This is a genomic window from Marivita cryptomonadis, assembly GCF_002115725.1.
Lineage (GTDB): Bacteria > Pseudomonadota > Alphaproteobacteria > Rhodobacterales > Rhodobacteraceae > Marivita > Marivita cryptomonadis.
On sequence record NZ_JFKD01000006.1, the window covers coordinates 100,431 to 116,998 of the forward strand.

Here is a 16,568-nt window from a genome sequence, read left to right on the forward strand (position 1 = left end):
CGGAAGATAGCGCAGACGATGCGGCGGTCTAGAAAAACTGCCGTGAGGGCCAAACCCCATTTGACTGGTATCGTCCCTAGCCGACGTCGGTGCGCCCACGACGGTCCAGCCGCAGTGCCGCGTAAAGAACATGGGTTCGCCAGCGCCCGTCGATCTGAAGATAGCTTTGCGCCACTCCCTCGTACTTGAACCCTGCCTTTTCCAGCAGACCTCTGGAAGCCTTGTTCTCGGGAAGACACGCGGCCTCGATGCGGCTGAGATCCAGACGATCGAAGGCATAGTGCACCACCGCGTCAATTGCCTCGCGCATATAGCCGTGCCGGGCAAAAGGCTCCCCGATCCAGTACCCCAAGGTGCCGGCTTGCGCCGGACCACGTCTTATATTGTCGAGCGTGATTGCCCCCAGAAGCATGTCGTCGCTCCGCCGCTGCAGGAACAGCGGCACCGCCGACCCATTGCCGATGGCGCGATTGGCCCAATAGACGCGGTTTGTGAACGCACGACGCGACAGATGATCTTCGGCCCAGCTGGGTTCCCATTTGGCCAAGAAGCCTTCACTGTCCCGCCGCAGGGCGCTCCAGGGGTTGAAATCGCTGTGGATCGGCGGGCGCAACACCATCCGCTCGGTGTCGAGCCGAAGCTTGCGCCGCAGACTGAGCATCAGGCCACGCGGCGTTGGGACAGGGCGGTCAGATCGGGGGCTGCCCCGACAGGCCCGTAAAGCGCCATGGCAGCCGGAGCCTTGTGAACCAGATTTTCCCCAAACGCCCGCACGTCACCTGTGGTCACGCTGTCGATCCGTGACACCGTGTCTTCAAGCGACGGCACTTCGCCCCAAATCTGGATCATTCGAGCCAGCCGTTCTGTGCGCGAGGACGGGCTTTCCAGCCCCATCAGCAACCCGGCTTTCATCTGCGCCCGGGCACGGGCGACCTCGGCAGGGGACATATCATCAGCCGCGCGCTTCATTTCGTCGATTGTGAGGTTAGTGAGATCCTTGATCTCTTCCCCACTTGTCCCCGCATAGATCGTTGTCATCCCGGTGTCGGAATAGGCTCCGGTCTGGGCAAAGATCGTGTAGCACAATCCGCGCTTTTCGCGGATCTCCTGGAACAGGCGGCTCGACATCCCTCCGCCCAAGGCCACGGAATAGACCTGCGCGGCATAGAAGTTCGGGTCGCGATATCCCGGCGATTCAAAGGCAAGTGCCAAATGCGCCTGTTCGAGATCCTTGACCTTGCGGCTTTCACCGCCGTGGAACCGGGCCGCGTCTGCGGTCAGGAACGGGCGCGAGACCATATCTCCAAAAAGCGCTTCGGCTTGTTTGACGATATCGTCATGGTCCACCGCACCAGCGGCAGACAGGATCATCTGATCAGGCCCATAGTGTTCGGAAACGAATGTCGCCAGATCTTCTTTCGAAAAACCGGAAACGCGGTCTGTCTCGCCAAGGATGGTGCGCCCGATGGGTTGGTCAGGGTATGCCTTTTCCTGCAACCAGTCGAAGATGATGTCGTCCGGTGTATCCGCGGCCTGCCCGATTTCCTGCAGGATCACGTGGCGCTCGACCTCGATTTCCTTGGGGTCGAAGACCGGATTGCGCAGGATGTCGGCCACCACGTCCAGAGCCAGACCCACATCATTGCGTAGCACTCGGGCGTAATAGGCGGTCACTTCGCGCGAGGTGTAGGCATTGATATAGCCGCCCACGTCTTCAATGGCTTCGGCGATCTGCAAAGCAGAACGCGTCTCGGTGCCCTTGAACGCCATGTGCTCCAGAAAATGCGCGATACCGTTCTGTTCGGGGCGTTCGTGCCGCCCGCCTGCGGTGACCCAGATGCCGATGGCCGCACTTTCCAGACCGGGCATATGCTCGGTCACAATGCGGAAGCCGTTGGGAAGTGTGGCGGTCTGGACGGTCAAGAGGCGATCCGATCTTTGATAAGGGTTTCAAGTTGCTCGAGGTCGTTGGGAACACGGGTGACGCGTTCCTCGCGATCAAAAAGATCCGCCATGCGCTCGGGCAGGGGCGGGCGAATGCCGCTGGCTTTTTCGACCGCGTCGGGGAATTTCGCCGGGTGCGCCGTGGCAAGGGTGATCATGGGGACATTCGGGTCGCGCTGGGCTTCGGCCACAGCCACACCAATGGCAGAGTGCGGACAGAGCAATTCGCCCATATGCGCGTTCGCGTGGGCAATCATCGCCAGCGTTTTGTCCTCGGACACCCGGCCACTGTCATAATGATCGCGCAGCACGTCCATCGCACCTTGGCTGACATGGAACCCACCTGCCTTCAGTTCATCCATCAACTGCGCCACCGCATTGCCATCGCGGTTGTAGGCGTCGAACAGAGCGCGTTCAAAGTTCGACGAAACCTGAATGTCCATCGACGGGCTGATTGACGGGGTCACGCTGTCAGTGACATAGCCGCCGGTGCTCAGGCAGCGGTGCAGGATGTCGTTCTGGTTCGTCGCCACCACAAGACGGTCAATTGGCAGACCCATGCGCTTGGCGATGTAGCCCGCGAAAATGTCGCCATAGTTGCCGGTGGGGACTGTGAAGCTGACCTTGCGATCCGGTGCGCCCAAAGACACTGCGGACGAGAAATAATAGACCACCTGCGCCAGCACACGGCCCCAATTGATGGAGTTCACCCCGGCGAGTTTCACCGCATCGCGGAATTCGAAATGGTTGAACATGTCCTTGAGGCGCGCCTGACAGTCGTCAAAGTCACCGTCGAGCGCAAGCGAATGGACATTGGATTCGGTCGGTGTGGTCATCTGGCGGCGCTGCACGTCGGACACGCGGCCATGCGGGTAGAGGATGAACACATCAACCGCATCCAGTCCCCGGAACGCCTCGATGGCAGCCGACCCTGTATCGCCACTTGTCGCGCCGACGATGGTCACACGCTTGTCACTTCGGGAAAGCGCCTCTTGGAACATCTGTCCAATAAGCTGCATCGCGAAGTCTTTGAAAGCGAGTGTCGGGCCGTGGAACAGCTCGAGCAGGAAATGCCCGTTGCCCAGTTGCACCAACGGCGCGCGGGCATCGTGCCCAAACCCGGCATAGGCCTTGGTGATCAGGTCGGCGAACACCTCGTCTGTGAAGGCATCGCCTACGAAAGGCCGCATCACGCGGAACGCGATCTCTTCGTAGGACAGCCCGTGCATGGCGCGAATGTCGTCAGTGCTAAGCGTCGGGATGGTTTCCGGCACGTAAAGGCCGCCATCCCGGGCAAGGCCCGACAACATCGTGTCTTCAAAACCAAGCGCCGGGGCTTTGCCGCGGGTCGAGATATACTGCATCGGGCTTTAGCCTTCCTTCGTCTGTCGCAAGCGCCATACCAGCGCGATGGTTCCAATCAGCCAAACAGCGGCCAGCGAGAACCACGTGATCGCGTATTGCAGGTGATCGTTTGGAATGCCGCTCGTGTCCACCGGCAGGGGCGTCACGCCGGGATCAGAGGGCGACATGTTGCGGGCAATCACCAATAGGGGCTCTGTGTTCAGGGCTTCCGACATCGCGGCGATGTCGCGCGCGAACCATGTGTTGCCCGCCACGTCGTTCTCGGGTGTCGAAGATGTGCGGTCATCTGGCCAGTGCAGGTTGCCGGTGATTTCTTTGGTGCCGCCATCACGCGGTGTGTCGCGATCTTCGACACGGATGAACCCGCGGTCCAAAAGGATGCGTCGGCCATCTTCGGTCACGAACGGTGATATCACGAGATACCCTGCACCAACGCGTTTGCGGGACACCAAAACGTACAGTTCGTCGGGTTCAATCGTACCGTTCAACTGTACCGGTTGATACCTGTCACTTTCCGGATCGCCGGTGGCAGGCAGGGGGGCAGGATCGCCGCCTATGCGGCTTTCGATCTCAGTCAGGATGCCTTGTTTCCACTCAAGCCGATCCAATTGCCACGTTCCAAGCCACACGAGGATCGCTGTGCCAAGCAGACCGGTCAAAAGGGGCAGGGTGGTGCGGGACAAGAGGTGACTCCTGAGAGTGATAAAGGCGCGCCGAACCGGCGCGCCTTGCTTTATCCTTGTTGGTCGTTCCGGTTCAAGCCGGAACGCCCGTGTCGGGTCAGGTTACTGACCCCAGACGTAGACTGCGGCAAAGAGGAAGAGCCACACCACGTCCACGAAGTGCCAGTACCATGCAGCGGCTTCGAAGCCGATGTGCTTTTCCTGCGTGAAGTGACCGCGTGTCAGGCGCAGCAGACAGACGAACAGAAAGATCGTCCCGATCACGACGTGCGCACCGTGGAAGCCTGTCGCCATAAAGAAGTTGGCACCGTAGATGTTGCCCGCAAAGCCAAAGCCAGCGTGGCTGTACTCATAGACCTGAAGCACGGTGAAGATCGCGCCGAGTGCGATGGCGATGATCAGACCCCACTTCATGTCTTCACGGTTGTCTTCGTGCACAAGCGCGTGGTGCGCCCATGTGGCAGCCGCACCCGAACACAGCAGGATCAGCGTGTTGATCAGCGGCAGGTGCCATGGGTCAAACGTTTCGATCCCCACGGGCGGCCAGACACCGTCGATGGCCGGGCTGTCCGGGCCCATCGGGTACATGGCGTGCTTGAAGAAGCTCCAGAACCATGCCGCGAAGAACATGACTTCGGACATGATGAAAAGAATAAAGCCGTACTTCAGGCCGATCCGCACAACCGGGGTGTGATCGCCCACGTGGCTTTCGGCGACGACGTCCGACCACCATGCAAACATAGTGTAGAGAACGCCAACCAAGCCGATAAGGAACAGCCAGGGGCCACTGCCGTGCATCCACAGAACCGCCCCGAAGAGCATCAAGAAGCCCGCAACCGCGCCGATGAACGGCCAGACGGAGGGGTTCAGGATGTGATAGTCATGATCTTTTGCGTGCGCCATTTTGGTCCCTCGTGGCTAGGCGTTAGTTCAAAGAACCGCTGTCGGTCCGTTCCGCATCAAGCATTGCCTGCGCTTCTTCGGGCAGATCAATCTCGTGGAACGTATAGGACAGGGTGATGTGTTTCGCGAATTTCGCGTCGGTGTCGTTCATGATATCGGGATCGACAAAAAAGCTGACGGGCATCTCGACCCGTTCGCCCGGCATCAGAATCTGCTCTTCAAAGCAGAAACACGCGATCTTCGAGAAATAGAGTCCAGCGCCATAGGGCGCCACGTTGTAGCTTGCGGTCCCCGCAATTGGGCGGTCCGTTGGGTTATAGGCTTCGTAGAAGGCCAGGCCTTCTTCGCCCAGACGCAGCTCCACTTCGAGCTGCATCGGCTTGAATTCCCACGGCATGCCGCGTTCGAGTGAGGCGTCAAAGCGCACCTTGATCGTACGGTCCACGATCTCGACGCTGCCCGCCTCGGCCACATTTGTTGTGCCACCAAAGCCGGTCACGCGGCAGAACCAATCGTACAGAGGCACCGAGGCCCATCCCAAGCCGCCCATGAAAACGACAACGGCAAAGGCCTGAAGGGCGGTCTTTTTCTTTGGATCAAGAGGTTTCATTCGCTCACCGTTGTGGTTGCCGGGGTCTCGTAATCCCCGCGGGTCACTTTGACGACCGTCAGACCGAACACGATGGCGATCAACCCCGCAAGGACCAGACCGACACCCACGTTGCGGCCATAACGGCGCTCGTGAAGTTCATGTTGCTTGGACAGGCTCATCCCCAAACCCCGATCTTATCGAGACCCGCTTCGATCAGGATCGCACCGAAATGGGCGAAGAGATAGAGCAGGGACAGTTTGAAGAACTTGCGCTCGGCCAGGAAGTTGTCCTCTTCGGACATATCTTCGTCCCGACGCCAAATCTGGACCGCGCCACGCAGGAACATAGCGTTCAGCACAACGGATGTGGCGATGTAGACCGGCCCGCCGATCGAAGTGAAACCTGCGGCAACGGCAAGGATCGCCAGTAGAACAGTGTAGACCAGAATGTGATTGCGCGTCGCGCGGCGACCGTGGGTCACGGTCAGCATCGGCACGTCGGCATTGTCGTAGTCTTTGCGCATGAACAGCGCCAGCGCCCAGAAATGCGGGGGCGTCCACATGAACGTCAGGCAGAACATGAGAACGGATTCAACGCTCACACCGCCGGTTGCCGCAGCCCAGCCGATCATCGGAGGGAACGCACCTGCCGCACCACCGATGACGATGTTCTGCGGTGTCCAGCGCTTGAGCCACATCGTGTAGATCACGACGTAAAAGAAGATGGTAAAGGCCAGCAGTCCCGCTGCAAACCAGTTCGTCGCAAGGCCAAGAAACACAACCGAGAATGCCGAAAGTGCCATGCCGATGGCAAAGGCTTCGTCGCCGGTAACTTTGCCCGCAGGGATCGGGCGGCGCTGGGTGCGCTTCATCACAGCGTCGATATCAGCATCCCACCACATGTTCAGTGCGCCGGATGCGCCGCCGCCAATGGCGATAAACAGGATCGCGCAGAACCCGATGAACGGGTGCACCGCGTTTGGCGCAGCAAGCAGGCCGACGAAGGCGGTGAACACGACAAGCGTCATTACACGCGGTTTCAGAAGAGCGAAATAATCGCTGAATTGCGCGTCAATTTCGGCACTGAGCGACTGGGTGTTGATGCTTGTATCGGTCACGTGTGTCTCAACTGCGTTGGGTCAGATGGGCCGGTCAGGGGGGCGCACGCGGGGTCCGCGTGCGCCCTTTGGTCTTAGTTGGTCAGAAGCGTGCGGACATCGACATAGCCGCCTTCGTTCTTGGACGCTTCGAGCCACGCATCATATGTGGCCTCGCTGACCACTTTGACGGTGATCGGCATATACGCATGCGCAAGGCCGCAAAGCTCGGAACACTGGCCGAAGTAAACGCCTTCTTTCTCGGCGGTGAACCACAGTTCGGCCAGACGACCGGGGACCGCGTCCTGCTTCACACCAAAGGCCGGAATCGTCCACGAGTGGATCACGTCCGCGCCAGTCACCTGCATCACGACGGTCTTGCCGACCGGCACGACCACGGCGGTATCTGTTGCCAGCAGGAAATCTTCCTTGCGGTAGCCTGCTTCGATCAGCTGTGCCTCGACATCTGCGGACATCCGGTTGTCGCCACCAGTGAAGGGCGAACCAATCATGTAGCCGTCATAGGCAAGGTCTTCGCCAATATACTCGTAGCCCCAGTACCACTGGTAACCGGTGACCTTGATGGTCAGGTCGCCTTCGGGGATTTCCTGCTGCTTGAACAGCACCGGCAGCGAGAACGCGCCGATGAACACGAGGATCAGGATCGGACCCACGGTCCATGCGATCTCGATCGGCGTGTTGTGGGTGAAGCTGGATGGCGTCGGGTTGGCACGGCGATTGTAGCGCACGATGCAGTAGGCGAGGAGCCCGGTCACAAAAAGCACAATGGCGGTGATGATGATGAGGAGCATCCCATCAAGCCATTGAAGGTCGCGCGCCAGTTCGGTTGCCGCGGGTTGAAAGCCTGTTCCCCGGTCCACCGGAACGCCAATCGTCTCAAGCGTCTGCTGCGCAAACGCCGGTGCGGCGGTGAAGGTGGTGGCCAGACCCAAGAGCAAAGATTTGAGTTGCATGTCTTACCCTGATCGGTTGCGTGTTCTGTCAAAATGCAAAGGCAGGCTAGCTTCGGCACAGGCCGACACAATCCTCCCGTTGTCTTGGGAGCGGTTAAAACCATATTCTGGTCATCAGTTAAAGAAGCTTGCTTGCGGCAAAAACGCGCTTTCTTTGATCTGGATCAATTCACACCTCTGGGGGTTTCATGACCGACACGTCTTTCCAACCATTTGACACGCATCTCGATCAGGACCGCGCGCTTGCACTGTTGAAAGAGGCTGTGGCGGGGGCAGACGATGGGGAATTGTTCCTCGAACGGCGCCGATCCGAGGTGCTGGTCTTTGACGATGGCCGCGTAAAAACCGCCAGCTACGACGCGTCCGAGGGATTCGGCCTGCGCGCCGTACGGGGCGAAGTTGCTGGCTATGCGCATTCCACCGACATCTCCGAATCGGCAATCAAGCGCGCGGTCGAAACCGCACGGCTTGCGGTGGGCGAGGGGGGCGGCACGCTGGCAGACAAGCCTGCGGGCACCAATACAAAGCTCTACACTGATGCCGACCCTATTGCCGGGCACAGCTTCCCGGTCAAGGTCGACACCCTGCGCGAGATCGACGCCTTTGCCCGGGGTCTGGACCCGCGCGTCGTGCAGGTCAGCGCGACGATTGCCGCATCCTTGCAGGAAGTGGCGATCCTGCGGCCCGAAGGCACGCTGGTGTCTGACACTCGACCCATGACCCGCGTGAATGTCAGCGTGATCGTCGAAGAGAACGGCCGCCGCGAATCGGGAACGGCAGGCGGCGGTGGGCGCGTTTTGCTGGACGGGTTGCTGGACCCGTCGGACTGGCAGGACAAGGCGCGCGAGGCAATGCGCATTGCATTGGTCAACCTTGACGCGGTGCCCGCGCCGGCAGGTGTAATGGACATCGTGCTCGGGCCGGGGTGGCCGGGCATCCTGCTGCACGAAGCGGTGGGGCATGGGCTTGAGGGTGATTTCAACCGCAAGGGCAGTTCAGCCTTTGCCGGGCTCATGGGCCAGCAGGTAGCGGCCAAGGGTGTGACTGTTCTCGACGATGGGACGATACCAGATCGGCGCGGATCGATCACGGTGGATGACGAAGGTACACCGTCGGCCAAGAACGTGCTGATCGAGGATGGCAAGCTGGTGGGCTTTATGCAGGACCGCCAGAACGCCCGCCTGATGGGGGTTCAACCCACAGGCAACGGGCGCCGCGAGAGCTATGCCCATATCCCGATGCCACGCATGACCAACACCTACATGCTGGGCGGCGACGTGGCGCCGGGTGATATCGTGGCCGATCTCAAGGACGGGATTTGGGCCGTCGGCTTTGGCGGCGGGCAGGTGGATATCACCAATGGCAAGTTCGTGTTCTCCTGCACCGAGGCGTATCGCGTGAAGGATGGCAAGGTCGGCGCGCCGGTCAAGGGGGCGACACTGATCGGTGATGGCGCAACCGCGCTGCAACAGATTCGCGCATTGGGCAACGACATGTCGCTCGATCCCGGCATGGGCAATTGTGGCAAGCAGGGGCAATGGGTGCCTGTCGGGGTCGGCCAACCCACCGTCATGATCGGTGGTCTGACAGTCGGCGGGGCGCAAACCTGAAAAAGAAACGATCCAAATCAATGATTTGAAAAGGTGGCAGCGGATTTGTTCGCTGCCACCTTTTTGCGTTCACCACTGATTAACCAGTGAAAGACTATTCCTGTTCTTGCAAGCGGACGGAGACAGGATGACCTTGGAACACACATCTTCCACTCACCCCCTACTCCCACCCACCACGGAAGACCAAAGGTTTGACTGGCTCCGTCTCTTGCGCTCGCGTCGGGTGGGGATCAGCACGTTCTACCGGCTGATGCATGATCACGGCAGCGCCTCGGCGGCGTTGGTGCATTTGCCGGACATCGCCAGCACCGCAGGTGTCGAGAATTATCAGATATGCCCCGAAGCCGTCATCCATGCCGAACTCAGTGCGGCACGGTCCTTGGGGGCGACCCTGATCTGCCGGGGTGATCCGGCCTATCCTGCACGACTGGCGGAACTGGACGATGCACCTCCCATGCTCTGGGCCATGGGGTCCGCGAAAATCCTGTCGAAACCGCAAATCGCCTTGGTTGGCGCGCGCAATGCCTCGTCCCTCGGCGGGCGTATGGCCCGCGCCTTGGCAACCGGGTTGGGCGAAGCGGGGTTTGTCGTGACCTCGGGTATGGCGCGCGGGGTGGACACGGCGGCGCATCTGGCGGCTTTGACCACTGGCACCATCGCGGTTCTGGGCGGCGGCGTGGACGTGCTCTATCCGGCCGAAAACACCAAGCTGGCCGAAGACATTGTGAGCCAAGGTGGCGCTCGCATCAGCGAACAGCCGATGGGGTTGCAGCCACAGGCGCGGCACTTTCCTGCGCGCAATCGCATCATCTCGGGCATGGCCCAAGCTGTCATCGTGGTCGAAGCGGCGGCGCGTTCCGGGTCGTTGATCACTGCCCGCACCGCTCTCGATCAGGGACGCGACGTGATGGCCGTTCCCGGTCACCCGTTTGATGCCCGGGCCAGCGGTTGCAACATGCTCCTGCGAGACGGCGCGCGGCTTGTGCGCAATGCCGAGGACGTGATCGAAGCGTTGGCGTCGCTGGCCGAGGTGATTGATCCGCCCAGCCCCGAACTGCTACTGGCAGAGCCCTGTGGCGAGCGGCCATTGGCCGAGATCGCCAAGCTGCACCAAACAATTCTCGATCGGCTTGGCCCGTCCCCGATGGGTGAGGATCAGTTGATCCGTGATCTGGGCGCACCCTCGCGGATCGTGTCTCCGGCACTCACCGATCTGGAGCTTGAAGGCCGCATAAACCGGCAACCCGGCGGGCTCATTTCGCGCATCGGCTGACATGCGCGATTAAAAATTTCCAAATTTTTGACCTTTTCCATTCATGGAAAAGCGCACCCCGATCGACCCTCTCCAGTACCCTGCCACACCCTGTCCGCGATCGGGTGCACGGTATGTCCGATTGACAATTCCCGCTTGCACCCCACCTGTGACGCCGCCATATGCGATATACCCAAGATGGTCTTGGAACGGTCAGAAAGGTCTTTTTTACATGCCAGTTGTCGTTGTCGAATCCCCGGCAAAAGCCAAAACGATCAACAAGTATCTGGGGTCCAACTACACCGTTCTGGCATCTTACGGCCACGTGCGCGACCTCCCGCCGAAAGACGGATCGGTCGACACCGACAATGATTTCGACATGAAATGGGAGATCGCAGCCGACTCCCGCAAACACGTTGCGGCCATTGCCGAGGCGCTCAAAACCGACGACGCGCTGATCCTCGCAACCGACCCTGACCGCGAAGGCGAAGCGATCTCGTGGCACCTGAAAGAGGCACTGACCAAACGCCGGTCGATCAAGGCCAGCACCGATGTCAAACGGGTCACCTTCAACGCCATTACCAAGGCCGCCGTTACCGAAGCCATGGCCAATCCGCGCGACATCGACGTGCCGCTTGTCGATGCGTATCTCGCCCGTCGTGCGCTTGACTACCTCGTGGGTTTCAACCTGTCGCCGGTGCTGTGGCGCAAGCTGCCCGGTGCGCGCAGTGCGGGGCGGGTGCAGTCGGTCTGCCTGCGACTCATTGTTGAGCGCGAGATGGAGATCGAAGCCTTCCGTGCCCGGGAATACTGGTCGGTCAAGGCGCTGCTCTCGACCCCGCGCGGGCAGGAATACGAGGCGAGGCTGACCGTTCTTGCCGGTAAAAAGCTGGATCGTTACGACCTTGAGAACGAAACCCAGGCCGAGCTTGCCGTGCAGGCGATCACCAGCCGCGATCTCACAGTTCAATCGGTCGAGGCGAAACCCGGCTCCCGCAACCCATCGGCCCCCTTCATGACCTCCACGCTTCAGCAGGAGGCCAGCCGCAAATTTGGCATGGGCGCGCGGCAGACGATGAATGCCGCACAGCGGCTCTACGAGGCGGGCCATATCACCTACATGCGGACCGATGGCATCGACATGGCCCCCGAGGCTGTGGATCAGGCTCGGGCCGCGATCAAGGATCGCTATGGCGACACGTATGTTCCCAAGACACCGCGCATCTATAAGAACAAGGCCAAGAACGCGCAGGAAGCACACGAATGTATCCGCCCTACGGAAATGGCCAAAGATGCCGCAAGCCTCAAAATCAGCGATGCGGACCAGCGCAAACTTTATGACCTGATTTGGAAGCGCACGTTGGCCTGTCAGATGGAATCGGCGCGCCTTGAACGCACCACCGTCGATGTGGGCAGCGCGGATGGACAGGTCGTGATGCGGGCCACCGGTCAGGTGGTGCTGTTCGACGGCTTCCTTCGGGTCTACGAAGAAGGCCGCGATGACGCTGTGGTCGATGATGAGGACAAGCGCCTGCCGCAGATCATGCAGGGCGAAAAGGCCGAAAAGCGCGGCATCACGCCGGATCAGCACTTTACCCAACCGCCGCCGCGTTACACCGAGGCGACGTTGGTCAAACGGATGGAAGAGCTCGGAATCGGGCGCCCGTCGACCTATGCGAGCATCATCACCACGATTCAGGATCGCGAATATGTCCGCAAGGAACAGAACCGCCTGATCCCCGAAGACAAGGGCCGGATCGTGACGATCTTCCTGCTCAATTTCTTCAAACGCTACGTGGAATACGATTTCACCGCAGCACTTGAAGACGAGCTGGACCATGTCAGCGCGGGTGAGGGGGATTACAAGGAACTGCTCGCCAAGTTCTGGCGTGATTTCTCGGTCGCAATCTCGGAAACGTCCGACCTGCGGATCACCGAAGTTCTAGACGTGCTGGACGAAGCGTTGGCGCCGCAATTGTATCCGCCGCGCGACGATGGCAGCGACCCGCGGGTCTGCCCGAAATGCGGGCTTGGCAATTTGCACCTCAAGACATCGCGCACCGGCGGGTTTGTCGGCTGTGGCAACTACCCCGAGTGCACCTACACGCGCCCGATCGCCGGCGAAGGTGCCGAAGGCGATGAGCGGGTGCTGGGCGAAGATCAGGGTGAAGAAATCTGGCTGAAATCAGGGCGCTTCGGCCCCTATGTGCAACGCGGTGAACCGACGCCCGAGAACAAGAAGCCGCCGCGCGCCAGTCTGCCCAAGGCCAAAGGCGATTTCCTGCCCGGCTGGTCCCCCGATGACATGACGCTGGAAAAAGCGGTCACACTGCTGACGCTCCCGCGAGTTGTCGGCATGCATCCTGAAGGCGGTGACGTGAAATCGAACCTCGGTCGCTTTGGTCCGTTCATCATGCACCAGTTGCCGGACGAATCGAAACCCGTCTACGTGAATCTCAAAGACTTCCAAGATGTGTTCGAGATTGGCATGAACCGCGCGGTGGAACTGCTGGCCGAGAAACGCGCCAATCCGGGTCGGGGTCGTGGAAGTGCGGCGAAACCGCTCAAGGAACTGGGCGAACACCCGCAGGACGGCGGCATGATCGCCGTGATGGAAGGGCGCTATGGCCCCTACGTGAAGTGGGAAAAGGTCAACGCAACCCTGCCCAAGGACGTCGAACCTGATGCGGTCACGATGGATATGGCGGTTGCTTTGATCGCAGAAAAGTCCACCAAAAGCGGAGCCAAGAAAAAAGCTCCTGCCAAGAAGGCACCGGCCAAGAAACCCGCCGCCAAGAAAAAGACGGCTGCGAAGAAGTCCTGATGCCGTTTCGTCATGTGCGGCCAGCGTCCAGATGAAAAGTGTCAACTTTACCAACGATGTGTAAAGTTGACACATGCATTCACCCCATCGCGTGGCGTTGACTTAGTGGCCACGACGCGCCAAAACAGCGCTGCGTTGAACAGCGGGGAATAGTGCGATGCAAAAGGTCTATGGATCGGCAAACGAAGCGCTCGAGGGCGTTCTGAAAGACGGCATGCTCATCGCAGCTGGCGGATTTGGCCTAAGCGGTATTCCCGAGCTTCTTCTCAGTGCGATCCGTGACAGCGGTGTGAAGGATCTGACCTTTGCATCCAACAATGCCGGGGTGGATGATTTCGGGATCGGCATTCTTCTGCAAACGCGTCAGGTCAAGAAGATGATCAGCTCCTATGTGGGCGAGAACGCAGAGTTCATGCGGCAGTACCTCTCGGGCGAGCTTGAGCTGGAATTCAACCCGCAGGGCACTTTGGCCGAGCGCATGCGCGCAGGTGGTGCGGGTATCCCCGGTTTTTACACCAAGACCGGCGTCGGCACCGTGATCGCCGAGGGCAAGGATCATCGCGATTTCAACGGGGAAACCTACATCATGGAAGAGGGCATCTTTGCCGATCTGTCCATCGTGAAGGCGTGGAAAGCCGACACCACCGGTAATGCGATCTTCCGCAAGACCGCGCGCAACTTCAACCCGCCCGCCGCGATGTGCGGCAAAGTCTGCATCATGGAAGTCGAAGAAATCGTCCAGCCGGGCGAGCTTGACCCTGACCACATTCACCTGCCGGGCATCTACGTGAGTCGCATCATCCAAGGCACGCACGAAAAGCGCATCGAACAGCGCACAACACGCCCGAGGCCGGCAGCCTGAGACAGAAAACGAACCGAAAATCCGTGGAACGACCTGTTGAGAAACCAAAACTGACTTCGGTCCTGGACGACAGCCAGGCCTTGGCTGGCTTTTCCCGGTTGAGCGTTGCGATGGTGATCACCAATCCGAACTCGGACGACAACCCGATCGTCTACATCAACGACGCGTTCGAACGTACGACGGGGTATCAACGGTCGCGGGTGATTGGTCGGAATTGCCGTTTCTTGCAGGGGCCGGACACCGACCCCAACGCGGTGCAGATGATCCGCAACGCGATTGAGGCCGGTGAGGATGTCGCGGTCGATATCCTCAATTACCGCGCTACGGGCGAAGCCTTCATGAACCGCTTGCTGATCGCGCCGATCTCGGATGGGTTGGGCAAACCGGTCTACTTTCTTGGCATCCAGAAGGAACTGCGCGACGACGAACAGGACCGCGCGTCTGACGCGACCCGTCTGCATCTCGACACGGTCTGTTCACGGGTCAATCAGGACCTTGGCCTGATCGTCAGCTCGCTGGTCGACAGCGCCGAATCCGAAGGCTTGCTTTCTGCTGAAGCCAACAAACGTCGGTTGCGGATGTTGGACCTGTTGCCGCGGCGGCTGGAATGTCTGCAATTCGTGTACGAAGAAATGAAACTCGCTGATGAGCAGTGGAACCGCGATGGCATCGACCTTGGGTCGCTTCTTTCGCGCATTTCGCACACCATCGCACATAACGAAGGCCGCCCCGGCGTGCGGTTCGTATCGCTGGTCGAACCGCTGGAGGTGAATCTGGATGCGGCCATCCGCATGGCACTGATCACGTTCGAGCTGGTGTCGAATGCGTTTCAGCATGCCTTCGATGGCTTGGATCAAGGCTACCTCGAACTGCGGGCCAATCGCCTTGCCGCTGGTGGCTTGCGGATGACGATCTCGGACGACGGTGTAGGGATTCCGCGCAAGATGGCGTTCCCGTCCGAGCATTCCGTCGGTGGGCGGCTGGTGTCTTCGCTGCTTGAAGGGTTGGACGGTACGCTCAACGTGGTGCGTGGTGCCGCCGGGACAGTGATCATGATCGACGTGCCCGTCGGTTTTACGGATTTCAAGGGATAACGCCGCATTTGCGGCATTCACGGTAAACAAAGGGAAAACCACTATGGCATGGGACCGCAACCAGATGGCTGCTCGCGCGGCGCAGGAATTGCAGGATGGTATGTATGTCAATCTTGGCATCGGCATCCCGACGCTTGTGTCGAACTACATCCCCGACGGTGTCACCGTGACGCTGCAATCCGAGAACGGGATGCTGGGCATGGGGCCGTTCCCCTATGAGGGCGACGAAGATCCCGACCTGATCAATGCGGGCAAACAGACGATCACCGAACTGCCCCACACCAGCTATTTCGACAGCGCCACCTCGTTTGGCATGATCCGCGGCGGCAAGATCGCCATGGCCATTCTCGGCGCGATGGAAGTGGACGAAAAGGGCGATCTGGCGAACTGGATGATCCCAGGCAAGCTGGTCAAGGGTATGGGCGGCGCGATGGATCTCGTGGCTGGCGTGGGCCGTGTGATCGTGGTCATGGATCACACAAACAAGCACGGCGACAGCAAAGTGCTCAAGGAATGCACGCTGCCGCTGACAGGTGCGGGTGTGGTAGATCGCATCATCACCAATCTCGGTGTGTTTGACGTGGTCGACGGGGGTCTGAAGATCGTCGAGACCGCGGAAGGTGTGACAGAGGATGAGCTACGCGCTGCGACGCAAGCGACCATTGTCTGAGACCGAGCCGAATTTTCGAAAATTCGGGCGCAATCCTTCCAAGGATTGCGCCTCTTTTATTCAAGGCCTGTGCTGACTTCGAACATCGCGCCTTGGGGGTTTCACCCCCAAACCCCCAGCATATTTGGAAAAAGAAGAAGCAGGAGTGGGATCAAAGCCCGTCGAAGGCGCAAAGCGCGTGGACATCCATTCCCATCGCTTCCAGCTTTTTGCGGCCTCCCAATTCCGGCAGGTCGATGATGAACGCGCAGCCGATCACTTCACCACCTAGCCGTTCAATCAGTTTCAGACCTGCTTCGGCCGTGCCGCCAGTGGCCAGCAGATCGTCCACAAGCAGGATTTTTTCGCCCGGCTGAATCGCATCATCGTGGATCTCGACCACCGCTTCACCATATTCCAGCGTGTAGTCTTCCGAGATCACGGCACCCGGCAGTTTGCCCTTCTTGCGCACGGGGACGAAACCCACCGAGAGCTGGTGCGCAATCGCTCCGCCGAGGATAAAGCCGCGCGCTTCCAGCCCCACCACCTTGTCGAACCGCATTCCCGCATAAGGGTGCAGCAATTGGTCGATGGCCATGCGGAAGCCGCGCGGATCGGCGAAGAGCGTGGTCACATCGCGGAACATGATGCCTTCATGCGGGAAGTCGACGATGGTGCGGATGTAGTCTTTGACGGTTTTGGTGCTTTTGGTCATGTCAG

At 59.8% G+C, this 16,568-nt stretch carries 16 protein-coding genes; 6 read left to right on the forward strand and 10 right to left on the reverse strand.

Features of this window, described 5'->3' with window-relative positions:
* Nucleotides 1–76: 76 nt before the first annotated feature.
* The 9 genes from MCRY_RS08430 to coxB form a co-directional block, all read right to left on the reverse strand.
* Nucleotides 77–661, reverse strand: a complete 585-nt coding sequence (locus MCRY_RS08430; RefSeq protein WP_085629057.1) for a GNAT family N-acetyltransferase — start codon at nucleotides 659–661, stop codon at nucleotides 77–79.
* Nucleotides 661–1,923, reverse strand: a complete 1,263-nt coding sequence (locus MCRY_RS08435; protein WP_085629058.1) for a M16 family metallopeptidase — start codon at nucleotides 1,921–1,923, stop codon at nucleotides 661–663. Before MCRY_RS08435 ends, MCRY_RS08430 begins: the two co-directional genes overlap by 1 nt.
* Nucleotides 1,920–3,308, reverse strand: coding sequence for a threonine synthase (gene thrC / locus MCRY_RS08440; protein ID WP_085629059.1), 1,389 nt, complete (start codon nucleotides 3,306–3,308; stop codon nucleotides 1,920–1,922). The genes MCRY_RS08435 and thrC overlap by 4 nt, the downstream gene beginning before the upstream one ends.
* 6 nt (nucleotides 3,309–3,314) lie before the next feature.
* Entirely contained in the window at nucleotides 3,315–3,992 is a 678-nt protein-coding gene (locus tag MCRY_RS08445) for an SURF1 family protein (RefSeq protein WP_085629060.1), read from the reverse strand.
* Between the two features lie 102 nt (nucleotides 3,993–4,094).
* Entirely contained in the window at nucleotides 4,095–4,895 is an 801-nt protein-coding gene (locus tag MCRY_RS08450; protein WP_085629061.1) for a cytochrome c oxidase subunit 3, read from the reverse strand.
* A 22-nt stretch (nucleotides 4,896–4,917) separates the two neighbouring features.
* Nucleotides 4,918–5,505, reverse strand: a complete 588-nt coding sequence (locus MCRY_RS08455) for a cytochrome c oxidase assembly protein (RefSeq protein WP_085629062.1) — start codon at nucleotides 5,503–5,505, stop codon at nucleotides 4,918–4,920.
* Entirely contained in the window at nucleotides 5,502–5,666 is a 165-nt protein-coding gene (locus MCRY_RS22840; RefSeq protein ID WP_171046188.1) for a hypothetical protein, read from the reverse strand. Before MCRY_RS22840 ends, MCRY_RS08455 begins: the two co-directional genes overlap by 4 nt.
* The gene (gene cyoE / locus MCRY_RS08460) at nucleotides 5,663–6,604 is read right to left on the reverse strand and encodes a heme o synthase (protein ID WP_085629063.1); all 942 of its coding nucleotides are present in this window, start codon (nucleotides 6,602–6,604) and stop codon (nucleotides 5,663–5,665) included. The genes MCRY_RS22840 and cyoE overlap by 4 nt, the downstream gene beginning before the upstream one ends.
* A gap of 74 nt (nucleotides 6,605–6,678) precedes the next feature.
* Nucleotides 6,679–7,557 carry a cytochrome c oxidase subunit II gene (coxB, locus tag MCRY_RS08465; RefSeq protein ID WP_085629064.1) on the reverse strand — a complete coding sequence of 293 codons (879 nt, stop codon included), beginning with the start codon at nucleotides 7,555–7,557 and terminating at the stop codon, nucleotides 6,679–6,681.
* Nucleotides 7,558–7,745: 188 nt separating this feature from the next.
* On the opposite strand from coxB, the gene tldD reads away from it, so the two are divergent.
* The 6 genes from tldD (at nucleotide 7,746) to MCRY_RS08495 (ending at nucleotide 15,869) form a co-directional block, all read left to right on the forward strand.
* Entirely contained in the window at nucleotides 7,746–9,167 is a 1,422-nt protein-coding gene (gene tldD, locus MCRY_RS08470; protein WP_085629065.1) for a metalloprotease TldD, read from the forward strand.
* A 127-nt stretch (nucleotides 9,168–9,294) separates the two neighbouring features.
* Complete coding sequence (dprA, locus tag MCRY_RS08475; RefSeq protein ID WP_085629066.1) at nucleotides 9,295–10,440, forward strand: DNA-processing protein DprA; 1,146 nt, start codon at nucleotides 9,295–9,297, stop codon at nucleotides 10,438–10,440.
* 211 nt (nucleotides 10,441–10,651) lie between these two features.
* Nucleotides 10,652–13,243 (forward strand): type I DNA topoisomerase, encoded by a 2,592-nt coding sequence (gene topA / locus MCRY_RS08480; RefSeq protein WP_085629067.1) that lies wholly within the window; start codon nucleotides 10,652–10,654, stop codon nucleotides 13,241–13,243.
* A gap of 157 nt (nucleotides 13,244–13,400) precedes the next feature.
* Nucleotides 13,401–14,105 carry a CoA transferase subunit A gene (locus MCRY_RS08485; RefSeq protein WP_085629068.1) on the forward strand — a complete coding sequence of 235 codons (705 nt, stop codon included), beginning with the start codon at nucleotides 13,401–13,403 and terminating at the stop codon, nucleotides 14,103–14,105.
* Nucleotides 14,106–14,128: 23 nt separating this feature from the next.
* The gene (locus MCRY_RS08490) at nucleotides 14,129–15,199 is read left to right on the forward strand and encodes a PAS domain-containing protein (protein WP_244897895.1); all 1,071 of its coding nucleotides are present in this window, start codon (nucleotides 14,129–14,131) and stop codon (nucleotides 15,197–15,199) included.
* A 43-nt stretch (nucleotides 15,200–15,242) separates the two neighbouring features.
* Entirely contained in the window at nucleotides 15,243–15,869 is a 627-nt protein-coding gene (locus MCRY_RS08495) for a CoA transferase subunit B (protein ID WP_085629069.1), read from the forward strand.
* A gap of 151 nt (nucleotides 15,870–16,020) precedes the next feature.
* Here MCRY_RS08495 and MCRY_RS08500 read toward each other — a convergent pair whose 3' ends face one another.
* A complete protein-coding gene (locus tag MCRY_RS08500; protein WP_085629070.1) occupies nucleotides 16,021–16,563 on the reverse strand; it encodes an adenine phosphoribosyltransferase in 543 nt (180 codons plus the stop codon).
* Nucleotides 16,564–16,568: the final 5 nt, after the last annotated feature.

Excerpts from the sequence above, each read along its gene's own strand:
- MCRY_RS08430 (WP_085629057.1), bottom strand. The coding sequence starts at position 661 with ATGCTCAGTCTGCGGCGCAAGCTTCGGCTCGACACCGAGCGGATGGTG.
- thrC (WP_085629059.1), bottom strand. The coding sequence starts at position 3,308 with ATGCAGTATATCTCGACCCGCGGCAAAGCCCCGGCGCTTGGTTTTGAA.
- MCRY_RS08450 (WP_085629061.1), bottom strand. The coding sequence starts at position 4,895 with ATGGCGCACGCAAAAGATCATGACTATCACATCCTGAACCCCTCCGTC.
- MCRY_RS08455 (WP_085629062.1), bottom strand. The coding sequence starts at position 5,505 with ATGAAACCTCTTGATCCAAAGAAAAAGACCGCCCTTCAGGCCTTTGCC.
- MCRY_RS22840 (WP_171046188.1), bottom strand. The coding sequence starts at position 5,666 with ATGAGCCTGTCCAAGCAACATGAACTTCACGAGCGCCGTTATGGCCGC.
- coxB (WP_085629064.1), bottom strand. The coding sequence starts at position 7,557 with ATGCAACTCAAATCTTTGCTCTTGGGTCTGGCCACCACCTTCACCGCC.
- tldD (WP_085629065.1), top strand. The coding sequence starts at position 7,746 with ATGACCGACACGTCTTTCCAACCATTTGACACGCATCTCGATCAGGAC.
- dprA (WP_085629066.1), top strand. The coding sequence starts at position 9,295 with ATGACCTTGGAACACACATCTTCCACTCACCCCCTACTCCCACCCACC.
- topA (WP_085629067.1), top strand. The coding sequence starts at position 10,652 with ATGCCAGTTGTCGTTGTCGAATCCCCGGCAAAAGCCAAAACGATCAAC.
- MCRY_RS08485 (WP_085629068.1), top strand. The coding sequence starts at position 13,401 with ATGCAAAAGGTCTATGGATCGGCAAACGAAGCGCTCGAGGGCGTTCTG.
- MCRY_RS08495 (WP_085629069.1), top strand. The coding sequence starts at position 15,243 with ATGGCATGGGACCGCAACCAGATGGCTGCTCGCGCGGCGCAGGAATTG.
- MCRY_RS08500 (WP_085629070.1), bottom strand. The coding sequence starts at position 16,563 with ATGACCAAAAGCACCAAAACCGTCAAAGACTACATCCGCACCATCGTC.